Source organism: Rhizobium sp. KNZ14-9A (assembly GCF_056755015.1).
The window spans coordinates 2278709-2304894 of sequence record NZ_JBPGXB010000004.1; the positions used below are offsets into that span (position 1 = coordinate 2278709).

The 26186-nt window shown below is 59.8% G+C and carries 26 protein-coding genes and 3 pseudogenes; 22 read left to right on the top strand and 7 right to left on the bottom strand.

The genetic code is table 11. From position 1 onward, the window contains the following. Positions 1–225: 225 nt before the first annotated feature. A pseudogene (locus ACR9ZQ_RS40865) lies at positions 226–1212 on the bottom strand (integrase core domain-containing protein); the annotation flags it as partial. Positions 1213–1235: 23 nt separating this feature from the next. Here ACR9ZQ_RS40865 and ACR9ZQ_RS40870 point away from each other — a divergent pair. Then, positions 1236–1655 (top strand): annotated as a pseudogene (locus ACR9ZQ_RS40870) (OB-fold nucleic acid binding domain-containing protein); the annotation flags it as partial. A gap of 49 nt (positions 1656–1704) precedes the next feature. Here ACR9ZQ_RS40870 and ACR9ZQ_RS40875 read toward each other — a convergent pair. Together ACR9ZQ_RS40875 and ACR9ZQ_RS40880 are read right to left on the bottom strand one after the other, a co-directional pair. Then, positions 1705–2031: an XRE family transcriptional regulator gene (locus tag ACR9ZQ_RS40875; protein ID WP_481430823.1), complete on the bottom strand. Its 327-nt coding sequence runs from the start codon at positions 2029–2031 to the stop codon at positions 1705–1707. Further along, positions 2028–2387: a type II toxin-antitoxin system RelE/ParE family toxin gene (locus ACR9ZQ_RS40880; RefSeq protein WP_080830936.1), complete on the bottom strand. Its 360-nt coding sequence runs from the start codon at positions 2385–2387 to the stop codon at positions 2028–2030. The genes ACR9ZQ_RS40875 and ACR9ZQ_RS40880 overlap by 4 nt, the downstream gene beginning before the upstream one ends. 217 nt (positions 2388–2604) lie before the next feature. Between ACR9ZQ_RS40880 and ACR9ZQ_RS40885 the strand changes: the two genes are divergently transcribed. From ACR9ZQ_RS40885 to ACR9ZQ_RS40900, 4 genes are all read left to right on the top strand, one after another. Continuing rightward, entirely contained in the window at positions 2605–2982 is a 378-nt protein-coding gene (locus tag ACR9ZQ_RS40885) for a hypothetical protein (protein ID WP_481430824.1), read from the top strand. Positions 2983–3130: 148 nt separating this feature from the next. Next, positions 3131–4027, top strand: a complete 897-nt coding sequence (pyrF, locus tag ACR9ZQ_RS40890; RefSeq protein ID WP_481430825.1) for an orotidine-5'-phosphate decarboxylase — start codon at positions 3131–3133, stop codon at positions 4025–4027. A 205-nt stretch (positions 4028–4232) separates the two neighbouring features. Then, complete coding sequence (locus ACR9ZQ_RS40895; protein ID WP_481430826.1) at positions 4233–4847, top strand: 3'-5' exonuclease family protein; 615 nt, start codon at positions 4233–4235, stop codon at positions 4845–4847. 433 nt (positions 4848–5280) lie between these two features. After that, entirely contained in the window at positions 5281–5460 is a 180-nt protein-coding gene (locus ACR9ZQ_RS40900; protein WP_481430827.1) for a hypothetical protein, read from the top strand. 155 nt (positions 5461–5615) lie between these two features. On the opposite strand, the gene ACR9ZQ_RS40905 is transcribed toward ACR9ZQ_RS40900, so the two are convergent. The 3 genes from ACR9ZQ_RS40905 to ACR9ZQ_RS40915 all read right to left on the bottom strand — a co-directional run bounded on the left by ACR9ZQ_RS40905 (position 5616) and on the right by ACR9ZQ_RS40915 (position 7426). Next, entirely contained in the window at positions 5616–5819 is a 204-nt protein-coding gene (locus tag ACR9ZQ_RS40905; RefSeq protein WP_481430828.1) for a DUF3800 domain-containing protein, read from the bottom strand. Positions 5820–6143: 324 nt separating this feature from the next. Further along, the gene (locus tag ACR9ZQ_RS40910; RefSeq protein ID WP_481430829.1) at positions 6144–6680 is read right to left on the bottom strand and encodes a flavin reductase family protein; all 537 of its coding nucleotides are present in this window, start codon (positions 6678–6680) and stop codon (positions 6144–6146) included. A 53-nt stretch (positions 6681–6733) separates the two neighbouring features. Beyond that, complete coding sequence (locus ACR9ZQ_RS40915; protein ID WP_481430830.1) at positions 6734–7426, bottom strand: FadR/GntR family transcriptional regulator; 693 nt, start codon at positions 7424–7426, stop codon at positions 6734–6736. Positions 7427–8026: 600 nt separating this feature from the next. Between ACR9ZQ_RS40915 and ACR9ZQ_RS40920 the strand changes: the two genes are divergently transcribed. The 14 genes from ACR9ZQ_RS40920 (at position 8027) to ACR9ZQ_RS40985 (ending at position 23475) form a co-directional block, all read left to right on the top strand. Next, on the top strand, positions 8027–9502 hold the full coding sequence (locus ACR9ZQ_RS40920; protein ID WP_481430831.1) for a 4-hydroxyphenylacetate 3-hydroxylase N-terminal domain-containing protein: 1476 nt from the start codon (positions 8027–8029) through the stop codon (positions 9500–9502). 14 nt (positions 9503–9516) lie between these two features. Continuing rightward, positions 9517–10551, top strand: coding sequence for a 2,5-dihydroxypyridine 5,6-dioxygenase NicX family protein (locus ACR9ZQ_RS40925; protein WP_481430832.1), 1035 nt, complete (start codon positions 9517–9519; stop codon positions 10549–10551). A gap of 90 nt (positions 10552–10641) precedes the next feature. Then, positions 10642–11571, top strand: coding sequence for an ABC transporter permease (locus tag ACR9ZQ_RS40930; protein ID WP_481430833.1), 930 nt, complete (start codon positions 10642–10644; stop codon positions 11569–11571). Beyond that, positions 11571–13598, top strand: a complete 2028-nt coding sequence (locus ACR9ZQ_RS40935; RefSeq protein ID WP_481430834.1) for an ATP-binding cassette domain-containing protein — start codon at positions 11571–11573, stop codon at positions 13596–13598. Before ACR9ZQ_RS40930 ends, ACR9ZQ_RS40935 begins: the two co-directional genes overlap by 1 nt. A gap of 109 nt (positions 13599–13707) precedes the next feature. Continuing rightward, complete coding sequence (locus ACR9ZQ_RS40940; RefSeq protein WP_481430835.1) at positions 13708–14778, top strand: ABC transporter substrate-binding protein; 1071 nt, start codon at positions 13708–13710, stop codon at positions 14776–14778. 114 nt (positions 14779–14892) lie between these two features. Next, entirely contained in the window at positions 14893–15636 is a 744-nt protein-coding gene (locus tag ACR9ZQ_RS40945) for an extracellular solute-binding protein (RefSeq protein WP_481430836.1), read from the top strand. Further along, the gene (locus ACR9ZQ_RS40950; RefSeq protein WP_481430837.1) at positions 15636–16025 is read left to right on the top strand and encodes a hypothetical protein; all 390 of its coding nucleotides are present in this window, start codon (positions 15636–15638) and stop codon (positions 16023–16025) included. Before ACR9ZQ_RS40945 ends, ACR9ZQ_RS40950 begins: the two co-directional genes overlap by 1 nt. A gap of 82 nt (positions 16026–16107) precedes the next feature. After that, positions 16108–16770 carry an isochorismatase family protein gene (locus ACR9ZQ_RS40955; protein ID WP_481430838.1) on the top strand — a complete coding sequence of 221 codons (663 nt, stop codon included), beginning with the start codon at positions 16108–16110 and terminating at the stop codon, positions 16768–16770. Next, positions 16754–17629 (top strand): hypothetical protein, encoded by an 876-nt coding sequence (locus ACR9ZQ_RS40960; RefSeq protein ID WP_481430839.1) that lies wholly within the window; start codon positions 16754–16756, stop codon positions 17627–17629. The genes ACR9ZQ_RS40955 and ACR9ZQ_RS40960 overlap by 17 nt, the downstream gene beginning before the upstream one ends. Continuing rightward, a complete protein-coding gene (locus ACR9ZQ_RS40965) occupies positions 17619–19007 on the top strand; it encodes an amidase (protein WP_481430840.1) in 1389 nt (462 codons plus the stop codon). The genes ACR9ZQ_RS40960 and ACR9ZQ_RS40965 overlap by 11 nt, the downstream gene beginning before the upstream one ends. Positions 19008–19024: 17 nt before the next feature. After that, positions 19025–20344, top strand: a complete 1320-nt coding sequence (locus ACR9ZQ_RS40970) for an amidase (RefSeq protein WP_481430841.1) — start codon at positions 19025–19027, stop codon at positions 20342–20344. After that, positions 20341–21402: an AbrB family transcriptional regulator gene (locus ACR9ZQ_RS40975; RefSeq protein WP_481430842.1), complete on the top strand. Its 1062-nt coding sequence runs from the start codon at positions 20341–20343 to the stop codon at positions 21400–21402. Before ACR9ZQ_RS40970 ends, ACR9ZQ_RS40975 begins: the two co-directional genes overlap by 4 nt. Positions 21403–21429: 27 nt before the next feature. After that, positions 21430–21867, top strand: a complete 438-nt coding sequence (locus tag ACR9ZQ_RS40980) for a RidA family protein (protein ID WP_481430843.1) — start codon at positions 21430–21432, stop codon at positions 21865–21867. Positions 21868–21891: 24 nt separating this feature from the next. Further along, positions 21892–23475 (top strand): gamma-glutamyltransferase, encoded by a 1584-nt coding sequence (locus ACR9ZQ_RS40985; protein WP_481430844.1) that lies wholly within the window; start codon positions 21892–21894, stop codon positions 23473–23475. On the opposite strand, the gene ACR9ZQ_RS40990 is transcribed toward ACR9ZQ_RS40985, so the two are convergent. Further along, positions 23462–23644 (bottom strand): hypothetical protein, encoded by a 183-nt coding sequence (locus ACR9ZQ_RS40990; RefSeq protein WP_481431028.1) that lies wholly within the window; start codon positions 23642–23644, stop codon positions 23462–23464. The genes ACR9ZQ_RS40985 and ACR9ZQ_RS40990 overlap by 14 nt on opposite strands. A 123-nt stretch (positions 23645–23767) precedes the next feature. Here ACR9ZQ_RS40990 and ACR9ZQ_RS40995 point away from each other — a divergent pair, with 123 nt between their 5' ends. The 3 genes and pseudogenes from ACR9ZQ_RS40995 to ltrA all read left to right on the top strand — a co-directional run bounded on the left by ACR9ZQ_RS40995 (position 23768) and on the right by ltrA (position 26160). After that, positions 23768–24055 (top strand): MurR/RpiR family transcriptional regulator, encoded by a 288-nt coding sequence (locus ACR9ZQ_RS40995; protein ID WP_481430845.1) that lies wholly within the window; start codon positions 23768–23770, stop codon positions 24053–24055. An 18-nt stretch (positions 24056–24073) separates the two neighbouring features. Continuing rightward, a pseudogene (locus ACR9ZQ_RS41000) lies at positions 24074–24369 on the top strand (IS6 family transposase); the annotation flags it as partial. Between the two features lie 531 nt (positions 24370–24900). Continuing rightward, the gene (ltrA, locus tag ACR9ZQ_RS41005) at positions 24901–26160 is read left to right on the top strand and encodes a group II intron reverse transcriptase/maturase (RefSeq protein ID WP_047468282.1); all 1260 of its coding nucleotides are present in this window, start codon (positions 24901–24903) and stop codon (positions 26158–26160) included. The last annotated feature ends 26 nt before the right edge of the window (positions 26161–26186 follow it).

The following is a 26186-nucleotide window of genomic DNA, read 5'->3' on the forward strand; positions in this document are numbered from 1 at the left end:
CAGCTCGCTGCGCTATCGAAAATTGTCCGGAAATCCGTATTTTACGGAAAATGGAGTATGCCAATGACATCGACTGTCACTGCTGCCGCTGTCAAACAACGCTTCGTCGCGCTTGTCCGCGCCAAGGCCCATCGATCGGCAAGTCGTAGCGATTAGCTATACGTCCGATGTCAAATTTGCATTCTGAAGATCGAAATCAATCTACCATAGATAACCTGTACGTACCTAACACATGGGTGACAACCTCGTGCCGAACGGGTTGTCGATGGTTTGCAAAGTCCTCTGTTCCAGGTCGATATATCCCAGATCATAGTGCATGAAGCTGACGAGCCAAATGCCGTCATCAACTTCCTTGATTCCAAGCTTCTGTCCGGCCGGTACGGTGGAGATGTTGATCTTCTTGCGATAGATGCAGAGGCGGCCGCAATTGGTGACGAGCGCCTCCTTGTCGTGGAAGGGATAGTCGATCTCCGGCAGGCCCCGATAGGGGCGTGACGATGCGACAAAGAGATCTGCCGGCACCTTCATGTCCAACGCCTCGTGCGGCCGCTCCTCATTGAATTCGCTGACGAATGCATCAAAGCGGGCCTGCTGCTGCAGAGTGTTCCTGCCAGGTGGCCTCGTCGCCTCCTTCTTCAGCGTCAGATGCATGCGCTCATGGCGTCCGTTCTGTTGCGGATGGCCAGGCCTAATGCGTTCGAGGCCGATCCCCAATCGCAGCCACCAAACGGACAGCTTCGATAGATTATAGAGGCCATTCGGGCTTGCGAAAGGAAGGCCATTGTCGGAACGAATGGCTGCAGGCAGGCCGTGTTCGGTAAAGATCCTGCGGAACGCTTCAAAGACGCCCTGTTCGCGCGTCGATTCGAAGGCTTCGCAGCAAAGAAGATAGCGTGAGGCCTGGTCTGTGATCGTCAAGGGGTAACAGTAGCGGCCGTTACCAAGCTTGAATTCGCCTTTGAAGTCGGCGCACCACAGATCATTGGGCTCAAGGGCTTCCGAAAGCTGCGTGCCAACGGCCTTGTTAGCCCGGTTCCTCTTGCGGGCCTGGCTCACAAGGCCGTGTCGATCAAGCACAGCGTGCACCGTGCTCTTTGCTGGAATGCGCACATCGCCAGCGAGCCGTTTAACGAGCAACTCCCTGATCTTCCTGGCACCCCAGTGAGGCTTCTCCTTTTTGAGGTGAACAATCATTGCATCCACCGGATCGGGCGCCATCCAGACATGACGATGCCGTTTATACGGCGGGCCTTGTTCTCGTTCGTCAAAAACCCGGATCAGCCAAGGGCGTCATGTTCATCACCATCGAGGGCGAGACGGGACCGGCCAACATCGTCGTCTGGTCCACCTTGTTCGAGAAGAGGCGGCGGGTGGTGCTGGGGTCCTCGATGATGGCGATCAATGGGCGGATCCAGCGGGAAGGGGAAGTCGTGCATCTCGTCGCACAGCAACTGTTCGACCTGACAGCGGACCTTGTCGGTCTGGCTGATCGGGATAGCGAGTTCAAGTTACCGACTGGGCGCGGCGACGAATTTGCCCATGGAGGTGGAGGGCCGGATTCACGCGACAGGCCAAAGCCGATTGTCCCGAGGGACCTGTTCACACCCGATCTTCATATCGATACGCTGAAGGTGAAGAGTCGGAACTTTCATTGAGCGATCTAGGTAAGTGTATAGTCGGAGGCTCTATTGGTTCAAAGCGATGTTACTTCTCAGTGGCCAATTCGCTGAAATTCTTGATGTTGACCGAGGCGTCGGGAAACCTCGCCGTAATCTCCAACGTGCCACCCAATGCTTCGATATAGCGTCGCAGATTGCTGACATAAATATCGGCGCGCTGCTCCAGCTTTGCGACAGCCGGCTGCTTCACATGGAGTGCGCGTGCCACATCCTGCTGAGTTTTTTCACGGGCCACGCGCAGCTCGTGTAACGCCATGTCTTCGAGAATTGCCTTGGTCCCTTCATCGTTGCGGGCACGGCGTTCTGGCGACATTCTGTTGCGCAAGTCGTTAAAGGAGCGATGTCCAGTCATATCAACCCTTCCTTCCCGATCTCGATCAGGTAATTGTCATATAGTCGATCAGCGACCGGAATCATGATTTCATAAAAGCGGTCGTCGCCGGTTTTATTTCCACCGACAAGCAAAATAGCAGTGCGACGCGGATCGAAAGCGTAGAATACCCGGTAGGGTTCGCCGCCGCTCTGAATCCGCAGTTCCCGCATATGTTCGTGCTTTGAACCTTCGATGCCGGATGAGTAAGGGAAGGGAAGCTGCGGTCCTTTGGCTTCTAGAAGCCCGACTACCCTTACAATATCGTCCTGAACGGCCTCGATCAGCGTCGTGTACCACTCACCAAACTCATCGGTATATTCAACGCTCCAACTCATCGGTGCTCCAAATGTATTCCATCTGTGGAATATTTCAAGCGATATTCCACAGACGGAATAACTTGACCCCTCAAAGTTGACAAGTGGAGATGGCGCCGAGCTGTTGGCGCCTCACGACGATCGTTCCATCGAACTTGTCATCTGGAGCCTGCGTGAGAACGACGTCGGACCTCGATGCGGCTTCCGCAACCGTTCGGAATAATCCGCTTCACGGTGCATGCGCGCCGTCTCCAGCAGTTATCCTTTTCGCCTCAGCGCCAGGGACGCGGCGCGCTTTGGCCAGCTCTATCTTGACGCGGGACGCTGGAGCGGCCGGCAGGTCATTCCTTTGTCGTGGGTGAAAGCGTCAACGACGGCCTATTCCGCGACCGATCGCGGCAGCATGGGATACGGCTATCTCTGGTGGACGTTGAACCCCGTTGTATTCGGGCCCGATGCGGCGTTGGCGTCCGGTTATGGTGGTCAAGCAATTGCCATTGTGCCGTCGAAACACCTGGTTATCGTGCAAACCGTGGACTTGGCCCAAAACGCGAAGGGCATCAGGACGAGCTATTTCGTCAAGCTGTTGCAGCAGCTTACCGCCGCAGCGCCATGACGGGTGACGCAGAACGGCTGCAACCGGCGTTTAGGGAACCGATTTGTGCTCGTCCACACTGAGGAATCCCAACTATTGATCAGCGCAAAAGTTGGAGTGATAAACTGGAGTCAGGTTCTGCAAGTTTGGCGATGGAGGGGACTTAGCGATGTCATCGATTTCATGGATAGAGATAGTTCAGGAGAACACCGCCAGATATGGCGAGCTTGTTGCCGGCATCGATCCCTCACCTTCCGAGATTCCGGTGTTTTTTGAACAAAACGACCCGGCATGGATCAGCCGTTTTGTCGACTTCGTTCTGGACACGATCGAGGGACAAGTCGGGTTCGTGAAATTCCAGAGCGCTTACTTTGAGGCATGCGGCTTTGCCGGCCTTACGGCCCTATCCCTCGGTATGAAGCGCGCGAAGGCTGCTGGTATCGGTGTGATCTTCGACGCTAAAAGAGGCGACATCGGAGCCACCGCCGCCGCCTATGCGCGCGCCTATCTGACACCGGCATCAGAAGGAGGATCTGGCGACTTTGAGGCCGATTGCCTGACCGTGAATCCTTTGATGGGGCCCGACACGCTCGAACCATTTGCCGAATGTGCCAGACGTTACGGGAAAGGCTTGTTCGTGCTCTGTCGCACGTCCAATCCGGGAGCGGGATGGCTACAGGACAGAATGACGGGGAACCGGCCGATTTCCGATCATGTTGCCGAACTCATCGGAGGGATCGGCCGAGGAGATGGCGAAGGCTTGAATCCAGTTGGTGCGGTCATCGGAGCGACCGTTCCACATGAAGGACGACGACTGCGAATGCTTCTGCCTCACACCATCATTCTGGCGCCTGGCTTAGGGGCACAGGGCGGCGACGCGAGCAGCATCAATGCACTTCGCGGTAGACAATTGGGCGACCTTTTGGTTCCTGTTTCTCGCGGATTAACGAGCGTTGCTGATCGGCAGATTTCGCCAGAAGGTTACCGCGAACTTGTTTTGAGCCGCATTGCCGGATTTAAACATGACATAACTCATCACCCCACCTCTCGGGCGGTAGTTTCCTGAAAAGGGAACTCGCAATGCTCGCGCGCGAGTGATGGTTTTGAAACCGAATTCGCGACACGCGCGGCTATAGACCGGGCATTGCGAACGTAGACCGCATAACGGCCGTGTATCTGGAAGTCATCCTGCTGTCGCCGTGCCGACCAAGAGGCTCCAATGCGGAGCTCCGCGGCAAAAGCCAAGAACATCACAAGAGAGGAAGGGACCTTTGAAAACTGCAATCATATTTGACTGCGAATTCCTTTGCCTTGAAGGTTCACAAAGGAGATTTTGGTGCGCCGCCCACGATCCCGATCCCGTCATTGCCCAGATCGGCGCGGTAAAACTTGGTTTGGAAAGTGACTTTCCGATCCTTGGCACCTACAAGGCCTATGTCCAACCGATCGATCGGTTTGGGAAGCGATACGCGATCGATCCCTTTTTCACGAAGCTGACTGGTATCACCGAAGAGGCTATCGAAACTGAAGGTGTGACGCTGCAGGATGCGCTATCCGGCATCGACAGTTTTTCGGGAGGAGCACGGTTCTGGTCTTGGGGCAAAGACGAACTCAATATGGTGGCGATCAGCTGCTATATTGCCGGGGTTGAGGCTCCAATTCCCGCTCATCGTTTTGATAACGCCGTCAAGCTCCTGCTGGCCGCGGGGATGCCGGTCGAGGATCTGGCGAAGACCCCGAGCAACGAGCTGGTCGATTTTTACCACGTCGAGCATCCCCCCTTACAGGGCCACGATGCACTCGATGACGCGCTGTCGGTTTCGTACACCTTGCAACACCTCATGAAAACCGGGCTGTTACGATCGGAAGTGTTTGAAGCCGTTTAGCCTGTCGCGGAATCCGGACTTTTTGCGTCACCTCCAATCAAAGCCCGAGCAGGACTGCGCCGGCCGCGACGACCACGCACGAGAATACGCGGGGCGGTCAGCGTTTCGCCAAGGAACAGCCATCCTATCAGAACGGCACATAACGCTGGTTTCCCGCAGCACCGTAATCGGGCCGCCCGGTCCGAGCGCGAAGGCCGCGACCACGACACCATAGGCGATCATAGCGATCAGCCCACCCCCAAGCGCCTTCCATGTGTTAAGCGCGCGAAAATTGACCACGAGCCGCCGACGAAGAACAAGGAACACTGCCGGAAGGAATACCCGTAAAGTACCAGCAGCTGGCGGAGGCCGGCCTGGAGAATGCCGGCGGCTCTAGCACCTTCCGTAGACGCGGGGGTCCCGGGTGGGGGTCGGGGGGAGGGTTTAGCAAGCTATGGATGATTTTGGTGCGTTATCGAGGGCCATGCTTGAAGAGCGCCGGGGCGCCGACGGCCTCGATGCCTATGTGCGCCGTATTTTACGCGACGGTGAACTGTACGACGCTGACGTTGATCGCTTCTTTCTCGACCTGCCGCTCAACGGGGTTCGCTCCCGTCGTTCTCTTCGCGCCTAGGCTCGATAATGTCGCTTCCCAATCCAATAAGGGCTCGACTGCGGCTGAGCTGAATTTCTGTGTCTCCCGTCCGAGGTTCGCCGCCAGCTTCTCTGCCAACCAGTGGCGCTGGCTTTCAGGCACGAACGCAACGGGGGCATACCAGGCTGTCCAAACTACGCTCTGATCCACGTCATCAAGTCGGGCAGCAACCGCGCCGCTACAGGATCTATCTGGGCTTCCAGCCAATGCGTTTGGCGCTCGAATATACTGAACCCGGCAAGGACAAAGAAGTCGGAGCTTGGATCATGTGAGTGACCAGACTCGTCGAGATATAGTAGATGCAACGAATCCCCCTGAAACGAAAAAGCGGACCGCATGCGGTCCGCTCGAATTCGGTAAGCCGAGTGAAACAATCGTTCAACGCACCGACGGATCAGCGCTCTCGACTATGACCAATACATATCGGTTGCGTGTTGGCTTTTCAAGGGGGCGGCTCCGCATGTGTGATAGCCTCAAAAACTGACCAGTTATCGCGTCCACCAGCCGTCATGTTGAGGGGGCAAAAAAATAGGGCCACCGGAAAACCGAGGCCCTTGAAGTGTGGAGGTTAAAACCTCCAGAGGGGAACAGCTGATGCGATGGCACTGGGACGAGGCCGTCGCGTGCATCAGCTATGGGCTTTTAAGTTTCAGCTTTTCGATTCAAAATGAGGCCGGAAAGCCGAATTGGCCTCCCGCATAAATCAGTGCTCGCGTGGAACCTTCCTTCATGATCGCTTCCACCCGGCCGACCAGAACAGCATGGGTGGGAGAGTCGTATTCGCATTCCAGCCGGCAATCGAAGACGCTGAGCGCATCGACGAGGACCGGAGCGCGGGTCGCAAGCGTGGTCCATGCACCGTGATTGAAGCGGTCGGAGCCGTAGATCTTCGTCATTCCTGCAAAGCACTGGGCGAGTTCCGCCTGGCCTTCGGCAAGGAAATTTGCCGAGAAGCAGCCATTAGCACGCAGATGCGGCAGGATGGCGCTGTTGCGGTTGACGCATGCCAGGATCATCGGCGGCTGGTCGCTGAGTGAGCAGACGGCAGAGGCCGTCATGCCGTGACGTACATCGCCATTGCCGGTGGTAATGATCGTCACCGGCGTTGCGACCTTTTTCATCGCCGCCCTGAAAATCTGGGCGTCGATGGGAGGTGCATCCATCCTCTCGGCGATCTTGATCGTGTCCTGTATCATCATGCACCTGCCTTTTGACGCTTGTTTCGGGATGGGTGAAGAAGGCTTGCGCCTGCTTATTTTGCCGTCGGCGCCGCCGCGTCGCCACCGTTCAGCCATTTCAGGATGGCGACCAGATGCTCGCGCGTCGCCTGTTCCGCTTCAGCCGCGCGACGGCCGCGGATGGCATCGACGATGATCTCATGATGCCGCCAGCCGGTCTCGTTCGTATAGGCGGGCAGGCGGGTGCGGATCGTCTCCTCCCAGGTGAGGTCCATCACCTGTTCGAGCAGATAGGCCGCCAGGATGTTGTGGCTGGCAACCGCGATCGCGCGGTGGAACAGGTTGTCCTTGCCGCGATCGAAAACCGTCGGTTCGGCCAGCGCATGGGCGGCGACGATATCGTCGATCTCGGTCGGCGTGCCGCGGATTGCCGCCAGCCGGGCGATCTCTGGTTCCAGCAGCAGACGGACTTCCCACAATTCCGCCGGGCTTGTCCGGCTCGCGATATTGGCGCGGGTGGCGATCGCCTGCTTTGCATTGCGGGACTTGCCATTGGACGACTGCACGGCGCGGGGCCGGCCTTCCGGGATCTTGTTTTCGCCGCGCAGGCTGGAAAGCGCCTTGCGCAGCAGATGGCGGCTGACGCCGATCTGTTCTGCAAGCTGCCGTTCGGGCGGAAACTCGCCGCCGTCGGCAAGGCCTAGAATGGCTCGGGTAACTTCCTCTATGGAACTGGGCGGGTTCTTCACATCGATGCCTGCGTTCATGGTGCTCCTCCAGTTTTTCGGTTGGAATGCCCCGGATATCGTCTCCAGCTTCCACTCGAAAACTGTGCCTGTTGTTCGGCCGCTGCATTGGCGGCCGTTCTGGTTTGTTATGCCGTCCAATGTATATGGTTGAAGCAACCAAATGTCCAGACCGCATGTTGGTTGAGATCCTGGTTGTGAACTGGTTTATGGTGGTTTCGCCTATAAAATAATCAACTTTCTGGTTGCTCAAAAATTTTTCATGAAAAATTCGTTTTATAAAATCATTTTAAAACAACACTTTATGCTGACTTTGATTATTGAATTTCATGCTGCAACAGCGAAAATCTGCAAAAAAACCGAAAAGTTTCGCTTGCCAGCCGCTCAACCAAAGTCTAGCCTTCGATGAAGGTTATGTGACGGTTGCGCACTTGGTTGCGCTGCTCGATTGCAGCAACCAAGTGTGACCAAATTCATCCCTGGAAATAGATCCAGCGCGAATGCTGCGAATACAGCCCGACGCTTTTGCCCGATCCGGACAACCGGCTCGGCAGGAAACCTGTGCGCCCATCTGGCCCGCATACCCTTGCAGCCGGATCCGGAAGAAGACGGAAGTCAATTATGAACACGATGACGACAATCATTCCCAAACACGCGCTGAAGACCGGCGAGGAATTCAAGGCTTCGCTCGATGACGGCCGCCAGCTCTGGGTAAACGGCACCAAGATCGCGAAGGTGATGGACGAGCCGGCACTGGCCGCCGGTGTCGAGCTGATGGCGTCGATGTTCGACGATCAGTTCACCGAGGAATATGTCGAGGCGACGACGGTCCTCGACAAGAAGTCGGGCCTCGTCACCGGTCGTTCCTGGCAGGTGCCGGAGACGAAGGAAGAAATGATCGGCCGGCGGATGATGATGGAATACACATCCCGCAAGACGGTCGGCACCTTCGGCCGTCCGCCGGATCTCGGCCCGACACTTGCCGTCGGCATCCTGGCGCATCTGCATCTGTTCAAGGATTTCAAGTCGGCCTTTCCGGAATGCCAGCCGGATTTCGTCGAAAACGTCCAGCGTTACGTCGAGTCCGGCCGGATGAACTCGATCACCTGCGCCGAAAGCCTGACCGGCCCGCAGAACGACCGTTCCTCGCCGCTTGCCCAGGCCGCCTCGCTGCTGCGCGTCAAGCGCGTTGAAAAGGACGGCGTCTATATTTCCGGCGCCAAGTCGGTCGGCTCGATCGCGGCACAGACCAATGAGATCTTCTTCTCCAACCTTGCCTATCCCGGCACACCGGCGGAAGCCGCGATCTGGGGCGCGGTGCCGATCAATTCCGAAGGCATCAAGCTCGTCAGCCGCGAGATGTTGTCCAATCCGGGTGCCGATCCGTTCGACCATCCGCTCGGTTACAAGGGCGAGGAAGCCGACCAGCTCGTCATCTTCAAGGATGTCTTCGTTCCGAAGGACCGTATCTTCAACCTCGGCAACGAACACGTCTCGGCAATTTCCGGCAAGGCGACGCTGTTTGCCCATTACCACGTGCTGACCCGCCTCAAGGTGAAGTCGGAAGTTTTTGTCGCCTGCGCGAAAATGGTGACGGAAGTGCTCGGCACCGGCCAGATCCAGGGCGTCCGCGCCATGCTCGCCGAGATCATCGAGTATAACCGCACACTCGAAGCCTTCATCCTCGCTGCCGAGGCCAATGCCGAGATCAACGAGAGCGGCGTGATGTGCCCGGATGTGATGATGATCACGACCGGCCGCCTCTACGCCATCCGCAACTATCCGCACATCATCCATGTCCTGCAGGAAATGTGCGGCCAGGGTCTCGTCATGCGTTTCGGCAAGGCCGCCTTCGAAAATCCCGACATTGGCCCGGATCTTGCAGAGCTTCTGCCGGGGAAGGGTGTGACCGGTATGCAGAAGGAGAAGCTGATGAACTTCATCTGGGATCTGACCTGCTCGTCGCTCGCCGGCCGCGTGGCACTGTTCGAAAACGTCAATGCCAGCCCGGCGCCCCGCATGCGCGAGCGTCTCGTCTCCGAATTCGATACCTCCGCCATGGTCGCGGATCTGAAGAAGATTGCCGAGCTCGACTAAGGGATTTTCACACCATGCCTACGCAACATGAAATGGTGAAATTGTTCACCGAACAGCTCAAACTCTGCGCGATGAAGCCGGAAGAGACGGTGATCATCCTCTGCGAGGACGATATTCGCGCCGATTACGCCCAGGCCTTCATGCTGGCGGCGCGCGATCTGGGTGCTACGCCCTTCCAGATCACCGTGCCTTTGCGTGAAAAGCGCTCGGCCCGGCAGACGACGGGCAAGACCGCGATTGCCGGCAACCGGCCGGTGATCGAGGCACTCAAGAAGGCTGATCTGATCGTCGATGTGATGGGCACGCTGTTTTCGCCCGAACAGGACGAGATCTGCGAAGCCGGCGCCCGCATGCTGTTCGTCCGCGAACCTTATGACGTGCTTGCCCAGAATTTCCCGAATACCGATCTGCGCCGGCGCATCGAACACGGCGAAAAGCTTCTGGAAACGGCAAAGACGCTGCGCATCTGGTCCGATGTTGGCACCGATGTCACCTATGAAATGGGCGGCTACCGGGTCATGACCCAGTATGGTTACACCGACACACCCGGCCGCTGGGACCATATGGGCACAGGCCAGGTGCTGAGCCAGGCCACCGACGGCAAGGTCAACGGCACCGTGATGATCATGCCGGGCGATACCATCACCGCTTTCCAGCGGATGATCGAGAGCCCGGTCAAGCTCACCATCAAGGACGGTTTCGTCACCGATATCGAAGGCGACGGCATGGATGCGCCGCTGCTGCGCGATTACATGGAGAGCTTCCGGGATCCGCGCGCCTACGCGATCAGCCATATCGGCTGGGGCCTGCTCAACACGGCGACCTGGTTCCATCGCGCGATCACCCGCACCCGCACCCAGGAAATCAGCGTCAACTCGCTGAGCTATTACGGCAATGTCCTGTTCTCGACCGGCCCGAATACCGAGCTTGGCGGCAAGAACGACACGATGTGTCACATGGATATCCCGCTCAGGAAAACCTCGCTGTCGCTCGACAATGTCACCATCGTCGACAAGGGCCGCATCGCCATTCCCGAAATGGCCGTCTGAACCGTGCCGGCCCCCTGCCGGGGGCCGTTTCTTGTCTGAAATCTGGGCCTGAAATCCCATGCCGGACCGGCGGAGAATACAGGAGAGGCGATGACCCCGATCGACGCATCAGAAACTGCAGAAAAGAGCAAAAGGCTCATGCCGGGTCCGCCGAGCGTGACGCTGACGGCCTGGCAGAGACAGCAGCGTGGCCTGACGGTTTCGCTGATGGCGCTGCCGACCGTCGCCATGATCGGGGTTTTTGTCATGCCGCTGCTCGTCCTACTCTGGATGAGCTTTGGCGGCGGCAGCAAGACGGGTTTTTCGGTTCAAGGCTATATCGACCTGATGCAGCCGGTCTATGTGAAGCTGTTGATGTTCACGCTGCAGCTGGCCTTCATCACCACCGTGCTCTGCGCGCTGCTCGCCTATCCGCTCGCCTATCTGATGGTCAATGTCAGCTCGCGTTTTGCCGCCTGGATGGGCGTCGTGTTGTTCATCACGCTGTGGCTGAGCTTTCTGGCCAGAACCTTCGCCTGGATCATCATCCTGCAGCGGCGCGGCATCATCAACAATTTCCTGGTCGGCATCGGCATCATCGATAGCCCGCTGGAACTCGTCTACAACAAGCTCGGCGCCTATATCGGCATGGTCCACATCCTTCTGCCCTTCATGGTCCTGACCCTGATCCCGGCCATGAAGGCGATCGATCCGGCCTATGTCCGGGCAGGACTCAGCCTCGGCGCGAGCCCGGCCAAAGTCTTCCGCGATATCTACGTGCCGCTCAGCCTTCCCGGCCTCGTCGCCGGCTCGATGCTGGTCTTCACGCTTGCCTTCGGTTTCTTCATCACGCCGGCCATTCTCGGTGGCGGCCGCGCGCCGACCATCGTCATGGCGATCCGCGACCATATCCAGCAGCTCGGCAATCTGCAGCTCGCGGCAGCCACATCCATGGTCCTGCTCGTCTTCTGCCTCGGCCTGCTGTTCCTCTACGACCGCATCGCCGGCATCGACCGCATCTATGACAAGGGAGGCAAGTGATGGAACTTCTCGTCCAGGGCAATGCCGCCCGTGCTTTGAAGGCTTATGGCTGGGTGATGCTCGTCATCATCATCCTGCCGGTGATCATGATCGTGCCGATCAGCTTTGGCGCAGGCAGCGCCATCGTTTTCCCGCCGAAGGAACTTTCGCTCGAATGGTATTATAACCTGATCGACGATCCCCGCTGGGGCCGCGACGCACTGTTGTCATTGCAGGTGGCCGGTGTCGCCACCCTGCTGGCGACGGTCACCGGCACGGCCGCGGCGATCGGCATGTCGCGCATCGAGAACAAGGCGCTGTCGAAATTCCTGAAAATGTTCTTCATCGCGCCGATGATCGTGCCGCTGATGGTGATTTCGGTCGGCCTCTACATCGTCTTTGCCCGCAACGGTCTGCTCGGTTCGATGTGGGCGCTGGCGATCGCCCATGCCATCGTCGTTCTGCCCTTCGTCGTCATGCCTGTCATGTCGCGCCTCGCGAGCCTCGACCCGGCCTATGAGCGGGCGTCCGCCTCGCTCGGTGCGACCCAGATCCGCACGCTTTTCGAGGTGATCCTGCCGCTGCTCGTGCCGGCCATCATTGCCGCCGCGATCTTCTCCTTCGTCTTTTCTTTCGACGAAGTGGTGCTAGCGCAGTTTCTCGCGAGCCCGCGTTTCGAAACCCTGCCGCGCAAGGTCTGGGATGGTCTGAGCCAGAACGGCCTCGACAAGACCATTACCTCGATCGCCTCCGTCCAGCTGTTCCTCGTGCTTGTGGCCTTCGCGGGCTGGAACATCTGGAAAGCCGCCCGGACCGGTGTTCTTGCCAGCCGTGCCAAAGCGCTCGCCGCCATTGCCGCGAATACAAAAAACGCGCCCGCCGTTGACCTCCCTGCCAATGGATCTTTGCCCATGAACGTCGCACTCAAGTCTGTTCCGCCCGTCGGCACGCCCGCCATACTCCCCTCCGCAGAGACAGGTCCCGCCAAAGCCGGCGAACAGCATGGCTACGGCATCGATTTCCAGCACATGAGCAAGTTCTATGGCGACAAGGTCGTCGTGGAAGAGGCGAACTTTTCGGTCAAGCCCGGCGAGTTCCTGACCATTCTCGGCCCTTCGGGTTCGGGCAAGACCACGCTCCTGATGCTGGTTGCCGGCTTCATTTCGCCCGATGCCGGCCGCCTCATGCTCGGCAAGCGCGACATTTCCCGTGTGCCACCGCATCAGCGCGATATCGGCGTCGTCTTCCAGTCCTATGCGCTGTTCCCGCATATGACCGTGGCGCAGAACGTCGCCTATCCGCTCCGAGCCCGCGGCGTCTCAAAGGCCGAGCAGCAGGCCAAGGTGAAATGGGCGCTGGAACGGGTCCATATGCAGGACTTTGCCGAACGCCGCATCGCCCTGCTTTCCGGCGGCCAGCAGCAGCGTATCGCGCTTGCCCGCTCCATCTCCTTCGGTCCGCGTGCGCTTCTGATGGACGAGCCGCTTTCGGCGCTCGACCGGAACCTGCGCGTCGAAATGCAGCGCGAAATCCGAAGCCTGCAGCAGAGCCTCGGCCAGACGGTGATCTTCGTCACCCATGACCAGGAAGAGGCGCTCAACATGTCCGATCGCGTCGCCGTCATCAACGAAGGCCGCGTCCAGCAGGTCGCCACGCCGCGCGATCTCTATCTGAAGCCGCAGAACAGCTTCGTCGCCAACTTCTTTGGCGAATCCAACCTCTTCCACGGCACGGCCGATGGCAACAGCCTTGCCTCTGGCGACCGGGCCTTTCCGTTGGCAGACGCCCAGTCACGCGAGGCGATCCTCTGTGTCCGGCCTGAGACGGTGCGCCTCGCCGGCCAGAACCAATCGGCGCCCGAATGGGCGATCGAAGGCACGCTCACCAATGCACGTTTCCTTGGCAGCCTTCTGCATATGCAATTCGCGACGACCTACGGCACGCTCGTCGTGACGCGGCCGCTGGATGGCACGATCGACATTCCCCAACAGGGCGCTGTCCGCCGACTGTTCTGGGCTCCAGAAACGGCACACGTCATGACCCACTGACGGCCGAAAGGCCGTCTCGACCAAGCAGGCAGAAAACCGAATTCACCCAACCGCCCAGAACGCCTCCCAAGCACGTCCAACGGGCCAATGTTTCCAACAGGAGAGACCGATGAAATCTAGATTTGGATTATCCGCCCTCGTGGCACTGGCGATGTCATTGCCGATCGGCCTCCATGCTGCGGAAGCACCCGCCGAATTTAAGGGAACCGGCAAGCTCGTGGTCAACAACTGGGGCGGTCCGACGGTCGAGAAAATGCATGCTGCCTGGTATGGCGATTTTCCCAAGGCGACTGGCATCGATGTCACCTTCACCTCCATTCCCGACGTCGCCAAGCTGAAGATCATGAGCCAGGTCGGCAATGTCGAATGGGACGTGGTCGATTTCGAAGGCGCACAGATGCTGCAGGCCATGAAGGACGACCTGCTGGAACCGATCGATTACGACCTGATGTACAAGCTCGTGCCGAAGGATCAGCTCGATCCGGCGCAGATGACGAAATACGGCATCGGTTCGATCGCGTTCGGCACGATCATGGCCTGGAACACCGAGACGGTCGGCAAGAAAGGCCCTGCCAACTGGACGGAATTCTTCGACAAGAAGGCTTTCCCCGGCCGCCGCGCGCTTTATGCCCGTCCGAAGCCGACGCTCGAAATCATGCTGATGGCTGATGGCGTGGCGCCGAAGGACATCTATCCGATCGATATCGACCGTGCCTTCAAGGCTCTCGAGAAATTTGGTCCGAGCGTCGATCTCTGGGTGGAAAAGACCTCACAATGGGACGTGCTTATCCAGAACAAGGAAGTCGACCTGATGGGGTCGAGCTTGGGACGCACGGTCACCCAGATCAACAAGGGCGAGCCGCTCGCGATCAACTTCAACCAAAGCATCATGGAACAGTCTTTCTGGACGATCCCGAAGGGCGCACCGAATGTCAAGGACGCCCAGAAGCTGGTGGCCTGGATGGCGCAGGCAGAGGGCGAGCGGGCGTCGCTCAAGCTGTTTCCCTATTACAGCGTCGCCAACAAGACGGCTTACGATGGCCTGCCGAAAGAGCTTCTCGCAAAAATGCCCGGCACGCCGGAACACTCGGCCAATAGCCTGACGATCAACGCCCAGTGGTGGCTGGAGCATGATGCCGAAGTCCAGACCCGTTGGCTGAGCTGGCTGAGCAGCCGCTGAACCGGCGCTCCATTCTCTGAGCAGCAATTTTGCCTTTGCCGGCGCGAATGTCGCGGCGGCCAGGGTCAAGGCGTGCCGAATCTTATCTCGTCCATCCCTCCTGGAGATCGTGCCATGATGAAAGAGAATGACGCATCCAATCCCGCCGGCCCGTCGGAAAATGCCGGCATCGAGGTCGACCGCCGCAGCTTTCTCGCTGGAATGGGAGCCGCAGGCGTCGCGCTTGCAACCGGCATCAAGCCTGCGCTTGCACAGGACATGTCGCTGCTGAAGGGCTCAGGCGATGTTGTCGTCTGCACCTGGGGCGGCGCCTCGACCGACGCCATGAAGGAAGTCTGGTTCAAGCCGTTTGCCGAGGTGAGCGGCGTCAACGTCTCGACTGCTTCCGTGCCTGACATCGCCAAGCTCGAAGTCATGGAAAATGTCGGCAATGTCGAATGGGACCTTCTGGATGCCGAAGGCACCCAGATGGAACTGGCGATGAAGAAGGGCCTTCTGCAGAAGATCGATTACGACCTGATCTTCAAGATCGTCCCGAAGGAGCAGATCGACCCGAAGGTCATCAAGGAATATGGCGTCGGTTCGGTCGGTTTTTCGACCGTGATTGCCTGGAATACGACGCTGTTCGGCAAGGACGGTCCGAAGGACTGGAAGGAATGGGCCGATACGACCCGCTTCAAGGGACGGCGCGCGCTGTATGCCCAGCCCCGGCCTTCCTTCGAGATCGCCCTGATGGCGGCCGGTGTTCCGCCGGAAAAGATCTACCCGATCAATATCAACGACGCCTTCAAGTCGCTCGACGAGTTGCGGCCGAAGATCAATCTCTGGGTCGAAAAACCTCCCAGTGGGGCGTCCTGATGCAGAATGGCGAGGTCGACCTGATGGGGTCGAGCCTGTCGCGCACGCTCGATGAGAAGAAGAGGTCCGGCAAGGTCGATTTCACCTTCAACCAGAGCATCGTCGAACAGGATTACTGGGTTATCCCGAAGTCCGCTCCCGGCGGCGCCAATGCGCAGAAGCTGATCGCCTATGCGCTGATGGCGAAGGGTTCGCTCGGCTTTGCGACGAAGATGCCGTTCAGCCTGGCGAATACCTCGATTTACGGCGACATCCCGGCCGAGATGAAGCAGCAGCTTCCCGGCTACCCGGAAAATTCGGCCCGCAACGTGCAGATCGATCAGGCCTGGTGGGTGGCGAATGCCGATCAGGTCCGCCTTCGCTGGCTCGACTGGATGAGCAAGGGCTGAGCCGACGCTTCTCCGACAAAAGGCGGGGCCTGAACCTCAACACCTCGCCACCACGATTGCGGTGCAGCCCGCAGGAGTCGATATGGAACTGTCCGATATGACTGCCCGCCAGATGTTCGAACATCTGAGCAAGAACCCTACACGCCCGCGTTACGGCTTCGGCACCCGCCCGATGCTGATCAATGTCGACCTGCAATGCGCCTATACGCAGCCGGACATCTACAAGACAGGCTATGAGACGGATCCGAAGCAGACCGAATACATCAACAAGCTGGCGTCGGAGACCCGCCGGCTCGGCCTGCCGGTCATCTGGACCTATGTCGCCTTTTCGGAATCCGGCGACGATTGCGGTGTGTTCGGTTCCCGCACCAATGCGCCGGACAGCCTGCAGAACATCAAGGAAGGATCGCCGCGCGCGGCGCTCGATCCGCGCCTCGACGTGGTGAAGGGTGACGTCATTCTCAACAAGAAGATGCCGTCCGCCTTTTTCGAGACACATATCGCTTCTCTCGCCACATACCACAAGACCGATACGGTCATCGTCACCGGCGGCTCGACCTCCGGCTGCGTGCGGGCGACGGTTGTCGACAGCCTGTCGCGCGGCTACCGAACGATCGTGCCGATCGAATGCGTGGCCGACCTACATGAGAGCCCGCATTTCGCCAATCTCTACGACATGCACAAGAAATATGCCGACTGCATTCCCGTGTCAGAGGTGATCGACTGGTATGCGACACTCGGCTGACATGGTTGCCATGGAGCAGGACCGCTTCGTTGTGCAGGCTCCGGTCGTCCATGACGGCGCCGGTGCCCTGCCGGACGAATTGCGTGGTTCTGTCCTGCTGCTCGGCAATTTCGACGGTCTGCATCTCGGCCATCAGGCGCTGCTCGCGCTTGCCTCGCGGCGGTCGAGGAAAACCGGAAGCCCTCTGGCGATCCTGCAATTCGACCCGCATCCCCGACATCATTTCCGGGGAGAGCAGGGGTTCCTGATTTCGGGCAATGCGGTGCAGAGGCGGCTTCTGGCCGAGGCGGGTATCGACCTCATCTATGCGCCCGTCTTCGACGCGCAATTTGCAGGCCAGCCGGCAGAAAGTTTCGTGCTCGACCATCTCGTCGCGCGGCTTAGCATTTCGGCTGTCGTGACCGGCGCCGATTTCCGCTTTGGCCAGTTCCGCGCGGGAGACGTGCCGCTGCTGCAGGCGATGGGCCGGATGTGCGGTTTCGCGACCCATGTTGTCGGCGAATGCCGGGATCGGAGGGAGGAGGGCGTTCGGATCTCCTCCAGCCAGGTCCGCCAGTTCATCAGGAGCGGTCGGTTGGATGAGGCGGAACGCCTGCTCGGGCGCCCTTTCGAGACGACGATCGAAGCCGGCCGGACCGGTTGGCAATTTGATGTGATGCAGATCCTGCCGCCGGATGGAATTTTTATGGTTGAGGCAAGAGGAGCCGCCGGCCGGCGGCTGGGCCGACGGATGCTCGTCCTGAAAGGACGGCGTCCCGAAGTCCGGCTGCCAGCCGGAACATCGACCCTTCTCTGGCATGCGGCGGCATCTGTCGGAGCAGCGGAAACAGGATCTGAAAGGACTGAAAATGGACTATGACAGTCTCGACGCGCTCGCCATGGCGGATCTGGTCAGACGCGGCGAAGTGGCGCCGGATCACTTCGTCAAGGAGGCGAAGGCCCGGATCGCGGCATTGAATCCGAGCCTGAACGCGGTCGTGCACCATTTTCCGGATGAAACGTCCTACGCGACCGAGGGGTGTTTTGCCGGCGTGCCACTTCTCCTGAAGGATACCGGCGTGCCTTTGAAGGACATGCCGATCACCTCGGGCACGCGGCTGCACCAGGGTGTCGTCAGCCTGGCCGACAGCACGATGGGCACACGGCTGCGCAAGGCGGGTTTTGCCTTTCTCGGCCGCACCAACACGCCCGAACTGGCGCTGAGTTTTACCACCGAAGGCACGTTTTATGGGCCGGCCCGGAACCCTTGGGATTTGACGCGAACGCCCGGCGGCTCTTCCGGTGGCGCTGCCGCAGCGGTCGCGGCCGGCATCATGCCGATGACGCAATGTTCGGATGGCGCAGGCTCGATCCGCGTCCCGGCTGCCCATTGCGGCGTCTTTGGCCTCAAGCCCTCGCGCGGGCGCAATCCCTTTGGTCCCGCCATCGTCGAAACCGTCGGCGGCATGGGAACGCTGCATGCAATCAGCCGGTCGGTGCGCGACAGTGCCGCCATGCTCGATGTCACGCATGGTGCCGATATCGGCGACCCCTGGGGGCCTCCTCCGATGGAAGGCAGTTTCCTCGAGACCGTCTCCCGCCCGCCGCGCTCGCTCAAGATCGGCATGGAAGTCACCGGTGATGCCGATTGCCGGGCAGCTGTCGAAGCGGCGACCGCTCTCTGCGAAAAGCTTGGCCACAAGGTCGAGCTGGCCGCTCCGAACTATGATCGCGAGGCGGTGAGCCAGGCCTGGCTGACCATTGCGGCCGTCAATATTGCCCGCGGCACCCGCAACCTTGCCAAGGCAAAAAACATCGCCGATCCGCTGGCACTGCTTGAACCCGTCAATGCCGAATGGGTGAAGATGGGCGAGGGACTGTCCGGCACCGATTATCTCGGCGCAATCGACACGCTGCATCAGTCGAGTCGGGCGATGGGCCGCTATTTCTCCGACTACGACATCTATCTCTCGCCAACGACGGCGGAAGTGGCTCCTAAGCTCGGCCATCTATCGGGCGTGGGCCTCGGCGTTAAGGAATTCTTCCAGCGCTTCTGGAACCACGCGCCGCTGACGGCGGTCTTCAACGCCTCCGGCTGCCCGGCCATGAGCGTGCCGCTCTACTGGACCGAAGCGGGTATCCCTGTCGGTGTGCATTTCGGGGCGGCTTTCGGTGCCGAGGCTCTGCTTTTCAGTCTGGCCGGCCAGCTTGAAGCCGCCAGCCCCTGGGCGATGCGTCGTCCGAAACTTTCAGCCTGACATCCCGAGGTGACATCATGACTATGAATTCGTCAAAGCCATCCGCCGCCGACATCACCGCGATGAGCGCACGTGCGATCGGCAAGGCCGTTGCCGCCGGCACGCTCACTGCCGAGGCCGTCACCGAAATTTGGCTCGATCGCATCGCCACGGCCGAGCCGTCGCTGCACGCCTTCATCCATCACGCGCCCGAAAAGACCCGTGCGCTCGCTGCCGTGGCGCCAAAAGGGCCGCTTGCCGGCGTCCCATTCGGCATCAAGGATGTCATCGAGACGCGCGACATGCCGACGGAATATGGTTCGGCTGCCTATCCCGGTTGGCAGCCCTGCCGGGATGCGCCGGTCGTCCATCTCGCCCGCCAGGCAGGCGCGGTCTTTATGGGCAAGACGGTCTCGACCGAATTTGCCACCGCATCCCCCGGCGCCACCGTCAATCCGTTCGATCCGAAGCGCACGCCGGGCGGCTCTTCCAGTGGCACGGCGGCGGCGCTCGGTGTCGGGCTGATCCTGCTCGGCCTCGGCACCCAGACCTCAGGCTCCACCATCCGCCCGGCCGCCTATTGCGGCGTTGCGGCAATGAAACCGTCGCCGAAACTGATCGAGACCTTTGGTGTCAAGCCGTTGTCGCAGACGCTCGATGTCGTCGGGCCGATCGCGCGCGACATCCGCGACCTCGCGCTGCTCGTCTCGGTCTGCATGCGGCGTCCGGAGCTTGCTCCGGATATTCTCACCCCTGAAGGCACTCTGCCGCTTTCGAAAATGGGTCTCTGCCTGCCGGCTCACGATCCTGTCGCCGATTTTTCGCCACTCGAACGGGCCGCCTCCGTGCTTGGTTCCGTGTCGACACAGATGGTACCGGCCTGGTTCGAGGCGCTCGGCCCGGCGCAGGACGATGTATTCGGCTGGGAGGCTTCGATCGCGCTCAGAACCGACCGCGACCTTCATTGGGACAAGCTGACACCGGACACTCATGCTTTCATGGAGCGGCAGGCAAAGAGCACCTTTGCAGGCTGGCAGGCCGGACTTGCGGCGCGGGATCATGCCCTTGCCAATCTCGATGCCCTGTTTGGCGATACGGACTTCCTTATCACTCCGTCCGCACCGGGTGAGGCGCCACTCGGCCTCGAACGGACCGGGCCTGCAACCTACAATATCCGCTGGACCCTGCTCGGCTGCCCGAGTGTCACCATTCCGGCCGGTTTCGGCCCGGCGGGCATGCCGGTCGGCCTGCAGCTGGTTGCCCGCCCCGGACAGGATGCGGCCCTGCTGCGGCAGGCTACAGCGGTCGAAGATCGCCTGCGCGCTGCAGGCATCGAGGCGCGGCCGCAAAAGCCATGATGAAAGTCTCCACATTGGCCATGCCGTTGCAGTGGCTGCTTCTGCTGGTGCCGGGCCTCGTTCTCGGACAGGTCTTGCAGCTGCTGTCGCTTCCCGCTGCGCTGATGCTCGGCCCCATGGTCGTTGGCATCGTCATGGCGCGGGGCGGCTGCGAGGTTCGTATTCCCGGCGTCCTGCACCGCATGGCACAGGGTGTTGCCGGATGTCTGATCGCCGCCCATCTCGATTCCGCGCTGCTGGTGCGGATGGGCGAGATCTGGCCTATTGTCACCGTCTTCGTAGCGCTGACCTTCCTTGCCTCCTGCTTTGCCGGCTGGATGTCGGCGCGCACGTCGGGGATAGATGGCGAGGTAGCGATCTGGGGTTTTCTGCCGGGAATGGCAGGTACCGTGATTGCCATGGCGCACGAGCACGGTCTCGACAGCCGTCTCGTGGCGCTGATCCAGACGGTGCGGCTGATGGTGGTCATCACAACCATGGTCGTCGCGGCGCTCTTTATCGTTGGCGCTGCGGTTGCGCATCCGGCCGCCGGGTCTGCGCCGGATCTCGCCTCGATATCGATCGTGCTGGGCTTGGCATTCGTCGGCGCGCTCAGTGGCCGTTATCTGCGCTTCATTCCATCAGCGGCATCGCTGGTGCCCTTGACGCTTGGCGGGGCGCTGCAGGTTGCCGGCGTCAATCTCGCCGTGCCGGCCTGGCTGGTGGCGCTCGCTTATCTCGCCTTCGGTGCGCATATCGGCCTTCGGATGACGCCGGATATCTTGCGTGCCGGCGCCCGTGCGCTGCCGTCGCTTGTCGGTGCCGCATTCCTGCTGATGTTGCTTTGCGGTGCTTCGGGTGCCGTGCTTTCGGTTATCGCCGGCGTCGACCTGATGAGCGCGCTTCTGGCGACTGTGCCGGGCAGCATCGATTCCATCGCGCTGATCGCCGTCAATGCCGGAGCCGACATGACCTTCGTCATGACGCTGCAGACGCTGCGTCTATTCGCCGTTTCGATCTTCGGCCCCTTCGTGGCGCGCAGCATGGTCCACATGCTGCATCGCTGGAAGCCAAGTTAAAGCTGACATCAACAGGGAGACAATTCGATGCACAAGCAGATCATCAAGGCCGACGTGCCGGAAAACGGCGGGGCCTACAATCTCTGCGTCCGTTACGGCGACATGCTCTATCTTTCGGGGCTGGCGCCCTTCGACGCGGCATTTTGCGCCGAGGTTGCCGCTGCCCGGATTGCCGGCACTAAGGTTCCGCCGATGCCCGACACACCGTTTCCGCGGCAGGTCGAGATCATCATGGAGAATATCAAGAAACTGGTCGAGGCAGCCGGCTCCAACATGGATTGCCTGCTGAAGACCAATGTCTGGCTGAAGGACCAGACCCAGGCCGAAGAATTCGAGAAGGTTTATATCAAATATTTCTCCAGCCGCGAGACGTTACCCGCCCGCGCCCGCATGCAGGCCGGCCGCACGCCGATGGATTGCGGGCTGGAGATAGAAGTCATCGCCTACGTGCCGAACGACGACTGACATCCGCATCCCGAGGACCGCCCGATGAGCAATTTTTCAAAGACGCAGCGTGTCAGCAAGGATGTCGTCTGGACCAACGACGGACTGGTTGCCGCCCACCATCGGACCGCAGCCGAGGTCGGTGCAAAGATCTTGGCAGAGGGTGGCGATGCGATGGATGCGGCGATCGCCACCTCCTTCGCGCTCGGCGTGGTCGAGCCATGGATGAGCGGCCCGATGGGCGGCGGCATGATGACGCTCTGGCGGGCTGGCGAAAAGCGAGCCGAAACGATCGAGTTCGGCATGCGCGCGCCGGTCGGGCTCAAGCTTTCGGATTATCCGCTGGTCGAAAGCGGCGGCGTATCGGACCTTTTCACCTGGGCGCGCGTCAGGGATGATCGGAATATTTTTGGTCCTCATTCGATTGCCGTCCCCGGCCTTGTGGCCGGCATGGAGCTTGCCCACCAGCGTTATGCGACGCGGCCCTGGGCGGAGCTTCTGGCGCCGGCCGTGGCTTTGGCGGAAAAGGGTATGTTGGTCGACTGGTATGCTTCGCTGATGATTGCTTCTGTGACGCGTCAGCTGGCGAAGGACAAGGACGCGGCAAAGCTTTTCCTCATCGACGGACAATGGCCGAACATTGCCGGCTGGACCGATACCAAGGAAAGCCGGCTCGACCAGTCCGTCATGGCGGCCGCGTTGCGACGTCTGGCGGAAGCCGGGCCGCGGGATTTCTACGAAGGTCAACTGGCCGAGGCACTCGTCTCCGACATGCGCGACAAGGGCAATCCGCTGTCGCATGAGGACCTGAGAGCTTTCCGCGCCCGTGTCAGCCCGACCCGCACCGTCTCCTACAGGGATGCAACGATCCATGCGCCTTCCGGTCTCAGCGCAGGCAGTGAACTGCTGACGACGCTGCGGCTGATGGAGGCTGAGCTCGCGGCCGGCAAAAGCCCTGATTCCGGCAGTTATGCCGCCATGGCCCGTGCCTTGCGCGCGGCCTATCAGGACCGGCTCGAAAATGCCGGCGACGAGAGCTGTGATGCGGAAGCGGCCCCCTGCACGACATCCTTTAGTGTCGTCGACAAGGCCGGCAACATGGTCAATGTCACCCAGACGCTTCTGTCGAAATTCGGCAGCCGCGTTGTCTCGCCTTCGACCGGCATGCTGATGAACAACGGCATCATGTGGTTCGACCCGGAACCGGGCAAACCGAACTCGCTTGCGCCCGGAAAAGCCTGCCTGATGAATGTCTGCCCGACGATCGGCGAACACCGCGGCCGGATGTTTGCGATCGGCGCTGCCGGCGGACGAAAAATCCTGCCGGCCGTCACCAATCTCATCAGCTACATGGTCGATTTTGGCATGAGCTTGGAAGAGGCATTTCACTACCCGCGGATCGACGTCAGCGGCCTCACGCAGATCATTGCGGACGAAGATCTTTCGACGGAAATCCAGGCAGCACTTGGCGAAATCGCGCCGACCGTTGCCGCCAGGCGCACCGTCCATCCATATGCCTTTGCAGTGCCGGTCGGCGTGATGCGCAGCGAGGGCCGTAATTGCGGCGCCACCGAGATCATGGCACCCTGGGGCGATACCAGCCGCGAGGAAAGTTTTACCGCCCGGTAAAACCGGCGGCAAAATTTTCGGTGATCGCCAGAACCGCCGCATGGACGACCGGCCCGGACGTGATGCTCGGAATGACCTCGATGGGCTTCAAGCCCAGAAACTGGCGGAGGCGGCCACCGTGAGCTGGCAGACGGGCAGGCCCGTTCAGGTCGATTGATAATTCCACCAACAATACGATGCGGCATGTCCTCACATTGCCGCATCACCACCGGTGGAGGCCGTGCCGCCTCCTAATGCCGATCTGCGTCGCGGCCAAACGACCGGAACTTCGGCTCCTTGGAAGGTGACGCCCATGGTACACAATAGCGACCATCGCCCTCCCGCCACACTAGAGGAATTGAAACAGCTGATCGCAAAACGCCATATCGTCTTTCCCGACAGTCTCGAGCGCGTCGCGAGGCAGATCATAGAGCGGCCGGAAATGATGGCTTTCGAAAGTGCCGCCGCGATCGCGCGGCATTGCGAGGTTTCCCAAACGACGGTTCATAGACTTGCGCGGCACGTCGGGTTTGCCACATTGCGGGAGTTTCGCGCGATGATGAAAGATCATCTTCGCCAGACTGCCGCAAATCATCGCTAGGGAGTTGTTTGGCCGGCGATGCCACGTTGTCTGCAGCTAAACGGTTGGGGGATTACGAGTTTGAGATGAGCTCTCCGACCATCTGCTACAAGAACCACCGCTTTCCACCGTCGATCATCGCCCGTGCCGTCTGGCTGTATTTCCGGTTCCCTTTGAGCCTGCGCCTCGTTGAGGAAATACTGTTGGAGCGCGGTATTGTCGTATCTTACGAAACGATACGGCGATGGGCTCGCAAATTCGGGACGGCCTACGTCAAGCAGTTGCGCAGGAAGCGGCCATCGCGAAGGGATATCTGGCATTTGGACGAAGGTGTGCCGCGAGGCACCCACAGCAGTGTGGGAGCCGAGCTGCACGAAAGATGAGGGCAGGTCCCTCGAAGCCGACCGTCAGGGGTAGGTTTCAAACCACTGCAAGCTGCGACGGTAAAGAGCCGTGGTGGTGAGCGTTGCAGAAAAGGCGGATGTTAGTCCGTCAGGTAAGGTTCAGAGAGACGAGCGCAAGCGAACCGCTGATGACGTGTCGAAAAGTGCAAGATGATGTCGAAACCGGGAGGAATTCGTTAGCCCGGGACGAGTCTGGGGGGCGACCTGATTTCTGCCCAGGCGACATCCGGCATAAAGGCGGCGTGACTCTTAACCAGGCTTTCGTGTGGAACGCGGGAACCTGTCGCTCCGATGTTAAGGGAGAAACCCAAGCAGGCGGTCCCTGCGAGGGTGAGATTACCGAAGCGGAGCACAGGGGCGGAGCAGCCCGTAGTAGTGCTGAAGGTCCTGTAATGGGGCTGGAGCGAAGGGGTTGCGTTGTTCAGCTTTTGAGCGAGGACAACCGGCGACGGGAGGATCCTCGTGGATAGAGCAAAGCCGTATACGATCCCGAAAAGGGAGGTGTGGGAAGCATATAAGAGGGTTAGAGCCAACCAAGGAGCGGCTGGTATAGATGGCCAGACGATTGCGGACTTCGAGGCTGATCTTAGGAACAACCTGTACAAGCTCTGGAATCGGCTGGCGTCGGGCAGCTACTTTCCGCCGCCGGTGCGGCGGGTCGACATACCCAAGAGCGATGGGAAGACGCGCCCGCTGGGCATACCTACGGTCGCCGATCGCGTTGCGCAGATGGTGGTCAAACGCCATCTGGAACCGGCGGTGGAGCCTGAATTCCATCCGGATTCCTATGGGTATCGGCCCGGCAAATCGGCACTCGATGCGATCAGCGTGGCACGGCAGCGATGCTGGCGTTACAACTGGGTTCTTGATCTCGATATCAAGGCTTTCTTTGATAGCATTGAACCGGACCTGCTGATGCGGGCTGTGCGCAAGCACACCGATTGCCCGTGGGTGCTTTTATACATTGAACGATGGCTGAAAGCGCCAGTGCAGATGCCGGACGGAAATCTCGTCGCCAGAGAACGAGGAACGCCACAGGGCGGGGTGATCAGCCCCCTCTTGGCAAACTTGTTTCTTCACTACGCGTTTGACATGTGGATGTGTCGGAATTTCCCGGACATTCCGTTTGAACGGTATGCTGACGACGCGATCTGTCATTGTCGGAGCGAGGATCAGGCGATGGCGCTTCAGAACGCTCTGGACGCGCGTTTTACTGACTGTGGGCTGACGCTTCATCCTGACAAGACTAAAATCGTCTACTGCAGGGATGAAAGTCGGCGAGGTACTCATCCGGTCTACAAGTTCGACTTTCTCGGCTACACTTTCCGGCCGAGACTTGTGAGTAAGAAGGCCGGGGGCATGGGTGTTTCATTCGGTCCTGCGGCCAGTCCGACGGCGCTCAAGGCGATACGGGGCACGATCCGTAGTTGGTCCTTGCACCTTCGCAGTGACAAAGCTCTCGATGATCTGGCACGGATGTTCAACTCGTACATCCGCGGCTGGATCAATTACTATGGTCGGTTCTGTCCTTCAGCTCTCCAACCTACGCTTTGGAGTGTCGAGCGATACTTGGCTCGATGGGCATCGGGAAAGTACAAGTCCTTGCGTAGGCACAAGCGGCGATCCCGGCATTGGCTTTTGCGCATCGCGCAACGCCAACCTCGGCTGTTCGCCCATTGGCCTCTGCTTCATGGATACGGTCGAACAATGGGAGCCGGATGATGCGAGAGTATCACGTCCGGTTCTAA

What these genes read in the sequence shown, in the direction of transcription:
- ACR9ZQ_RS40950 (WP_481430837.1), top strand. Translation starts at nt 15,636, where the DNA reads ATGCAGAATGGCGAGGTCGACCTGATGGGGTCGAGCCTGTCGCGCACG.
- ACR9ZQ_RS40905 (WP_481430828.1), bottom strand. Translation starts at nt 5,819, where the DNA reads ATGCGGTCCGCTTTTTCGTTTCAGGGGGATTCGTTGCATCTACTATAT.
- ACR9ZQ_RS40885 (WP_481430824.1), top strand. Translation starts at nt 2,605, where the DNA reads ATGCGCGCCGTCTCCAGCAGTTATCCTTTTCGCCTCAGCGCCAGGGAC.
- ACR9ZQ_RS40965 (WP_481430840.1), top strand. Translation starts at nt 17,619, where the DNA reads ATGGACTATGACAGTCTCGACGCGCTCGCCATGGCGGATCTGGTCAGA.
- ACR9ZQ_RS40955 (WP_481430838.1), top strand. Translation starts at nt 16,108, where the DNA reads ATGGAACTGTCCGATATGACTGCCCGCCAGATGTTCGAACATCTGAGC.
- ACR9ZQ_RS40995 (WP_481430845.1), top strand. Translation starts at nt 23,768, where the DNA reads ATGGTACACAATAGCGACCATCGCCCTCCCGCCACACTAGAGGAATTG.
- ACR9ZQ_RS40980 (WP_481430843.1), top strand. Translation starts at nt 21,430, where the DNA reads ATGCACAAGCAGATCATCAAGGCCGACGTGCCGGAAAACGGCGGGGCC.
- ACR9ZQ_RS40970 (WP_481430841.1), top strand. Translation starts at nt 19,025, where the DNA reads ATGACTATGAATTCGTCAAAGCCATCCGCCGCCGACATCACCGCGATG.
- ACR9ZQ_RS40975 (WP_481430842.1), top strand. Translation starts at nt 20,341, where the DNA reads ATGATGAAAGTCTCCACATTGGCCATGCCGTTGCAGTGGCTGCTTCTG.
- ACR9ZQ_RS40920 (WP_481430831.1), top strand. Translation starts at nt 8,027, where the DNA reads ATGAACACGATGACGACAATCATTCCCAAACACGCGCTGAAGACCGGC.
- ACR9ZQ_RS40935 (WP_481430834.1), top strand. Translation starts at nt 11,571, where the DNA reads ATGGAACTTCTCGTCCAGGGCAATGCCGCCCGTGCTTTGAAGGCTTAT.
- ACR9ZQ_RS40985 (WP_481430844.1), top strand. Translation starts at nt 21,892, where the DNA reads ATGAGCAATTTTTCAAAGACGCAGCGTGTCAGCAAGGATGTCGTCTGG.
- ACR9ZQ_RS40910 (WP_481430829.1), bottom strand. Translation starts at nt 6,680, where the DNA reads ATGATGATACAGGACACGATCAAGATCGCCGAGAGGATGGATGCACCT.
- ACR9ZQ_RS40940 (WP_481430835.1), top strand. Translation starts at nt 13,708, where the DNA reads ATGAAATCTAGATTTGGATTATCCGCCCTCGTGGCACTGGCGATGTCA.
- pyrF (WP_481430825.1), top strand. Translation starts at nt 3,131, where the DNA reads ATGTCATCGATTTCATGGATAGAGATAGTTCAGGAGAACACCGCCAGA.
- ACR9ZQ_RS40900 (WP_481430827.1), top strand. Translation starts at nt 5,281, where the DNA reads ATGGATGATTTTGGTGCGTTATCGAGGGCCATGCTTGAAGAGCGCCGG.
- ACR9ZQ_RS40930 (WP_481430833.1), top strand. Translation starts at nt 10,642, where the DNA reads ATGACCCCGATCGACGCATCAGAAACTGCAGAAAAGAGCAAAAGGCTC.
- ACR9ZQ_RS40880 (WP_080830936.1), bottom strand. Translation starts at nt 2,387, where the DNA reads ATGAGTTGGAGCGTTGAATATACCGATGAGTTTGGTGAGTGGTACACG.
- ACR9ZQ_RS40945 (WP_481430836.1), top strand. Translation starts at nt 14,893, where the DNA reads ATGATGAAAGAGAATGACGCATCCAATCCCGCCGGCCCGTCGGAAAAT.
- ACR9ZQ_RS40960 (WP_481430839.1), top strand. Translation starts at nt 16,754, where the DNA reads ATGCGACACTCGGCTGACATGGTTGCCATGGAGCAGGACCGCTTCGTT.
- ACR9ZQ_RS40875 (WP_481430823.1), bottom strand. Translation starts at nt 2,031, where the DNA reads ATGACTGGACATCGCTCCTTTAACGACTTGCGCAACAGAATGTCGCCA.
- ACR9ZQ_RS40915 (WP_481430830.1), bottom strand. Translation starts at nt 7,426, where the DNA reads ATGAACGCAGGCATCGATGTGAAGAACCCGCCCAGTTCCATAGAGGAA.
- ACR9ZQ_RS40925 (WP_481430832.1), top strand. Translation starts at nt 9,517, where the DNA reads ATGCCTACGCAACATGAAATGGTGAAATTGTTCACCGAACAGCTCAAA.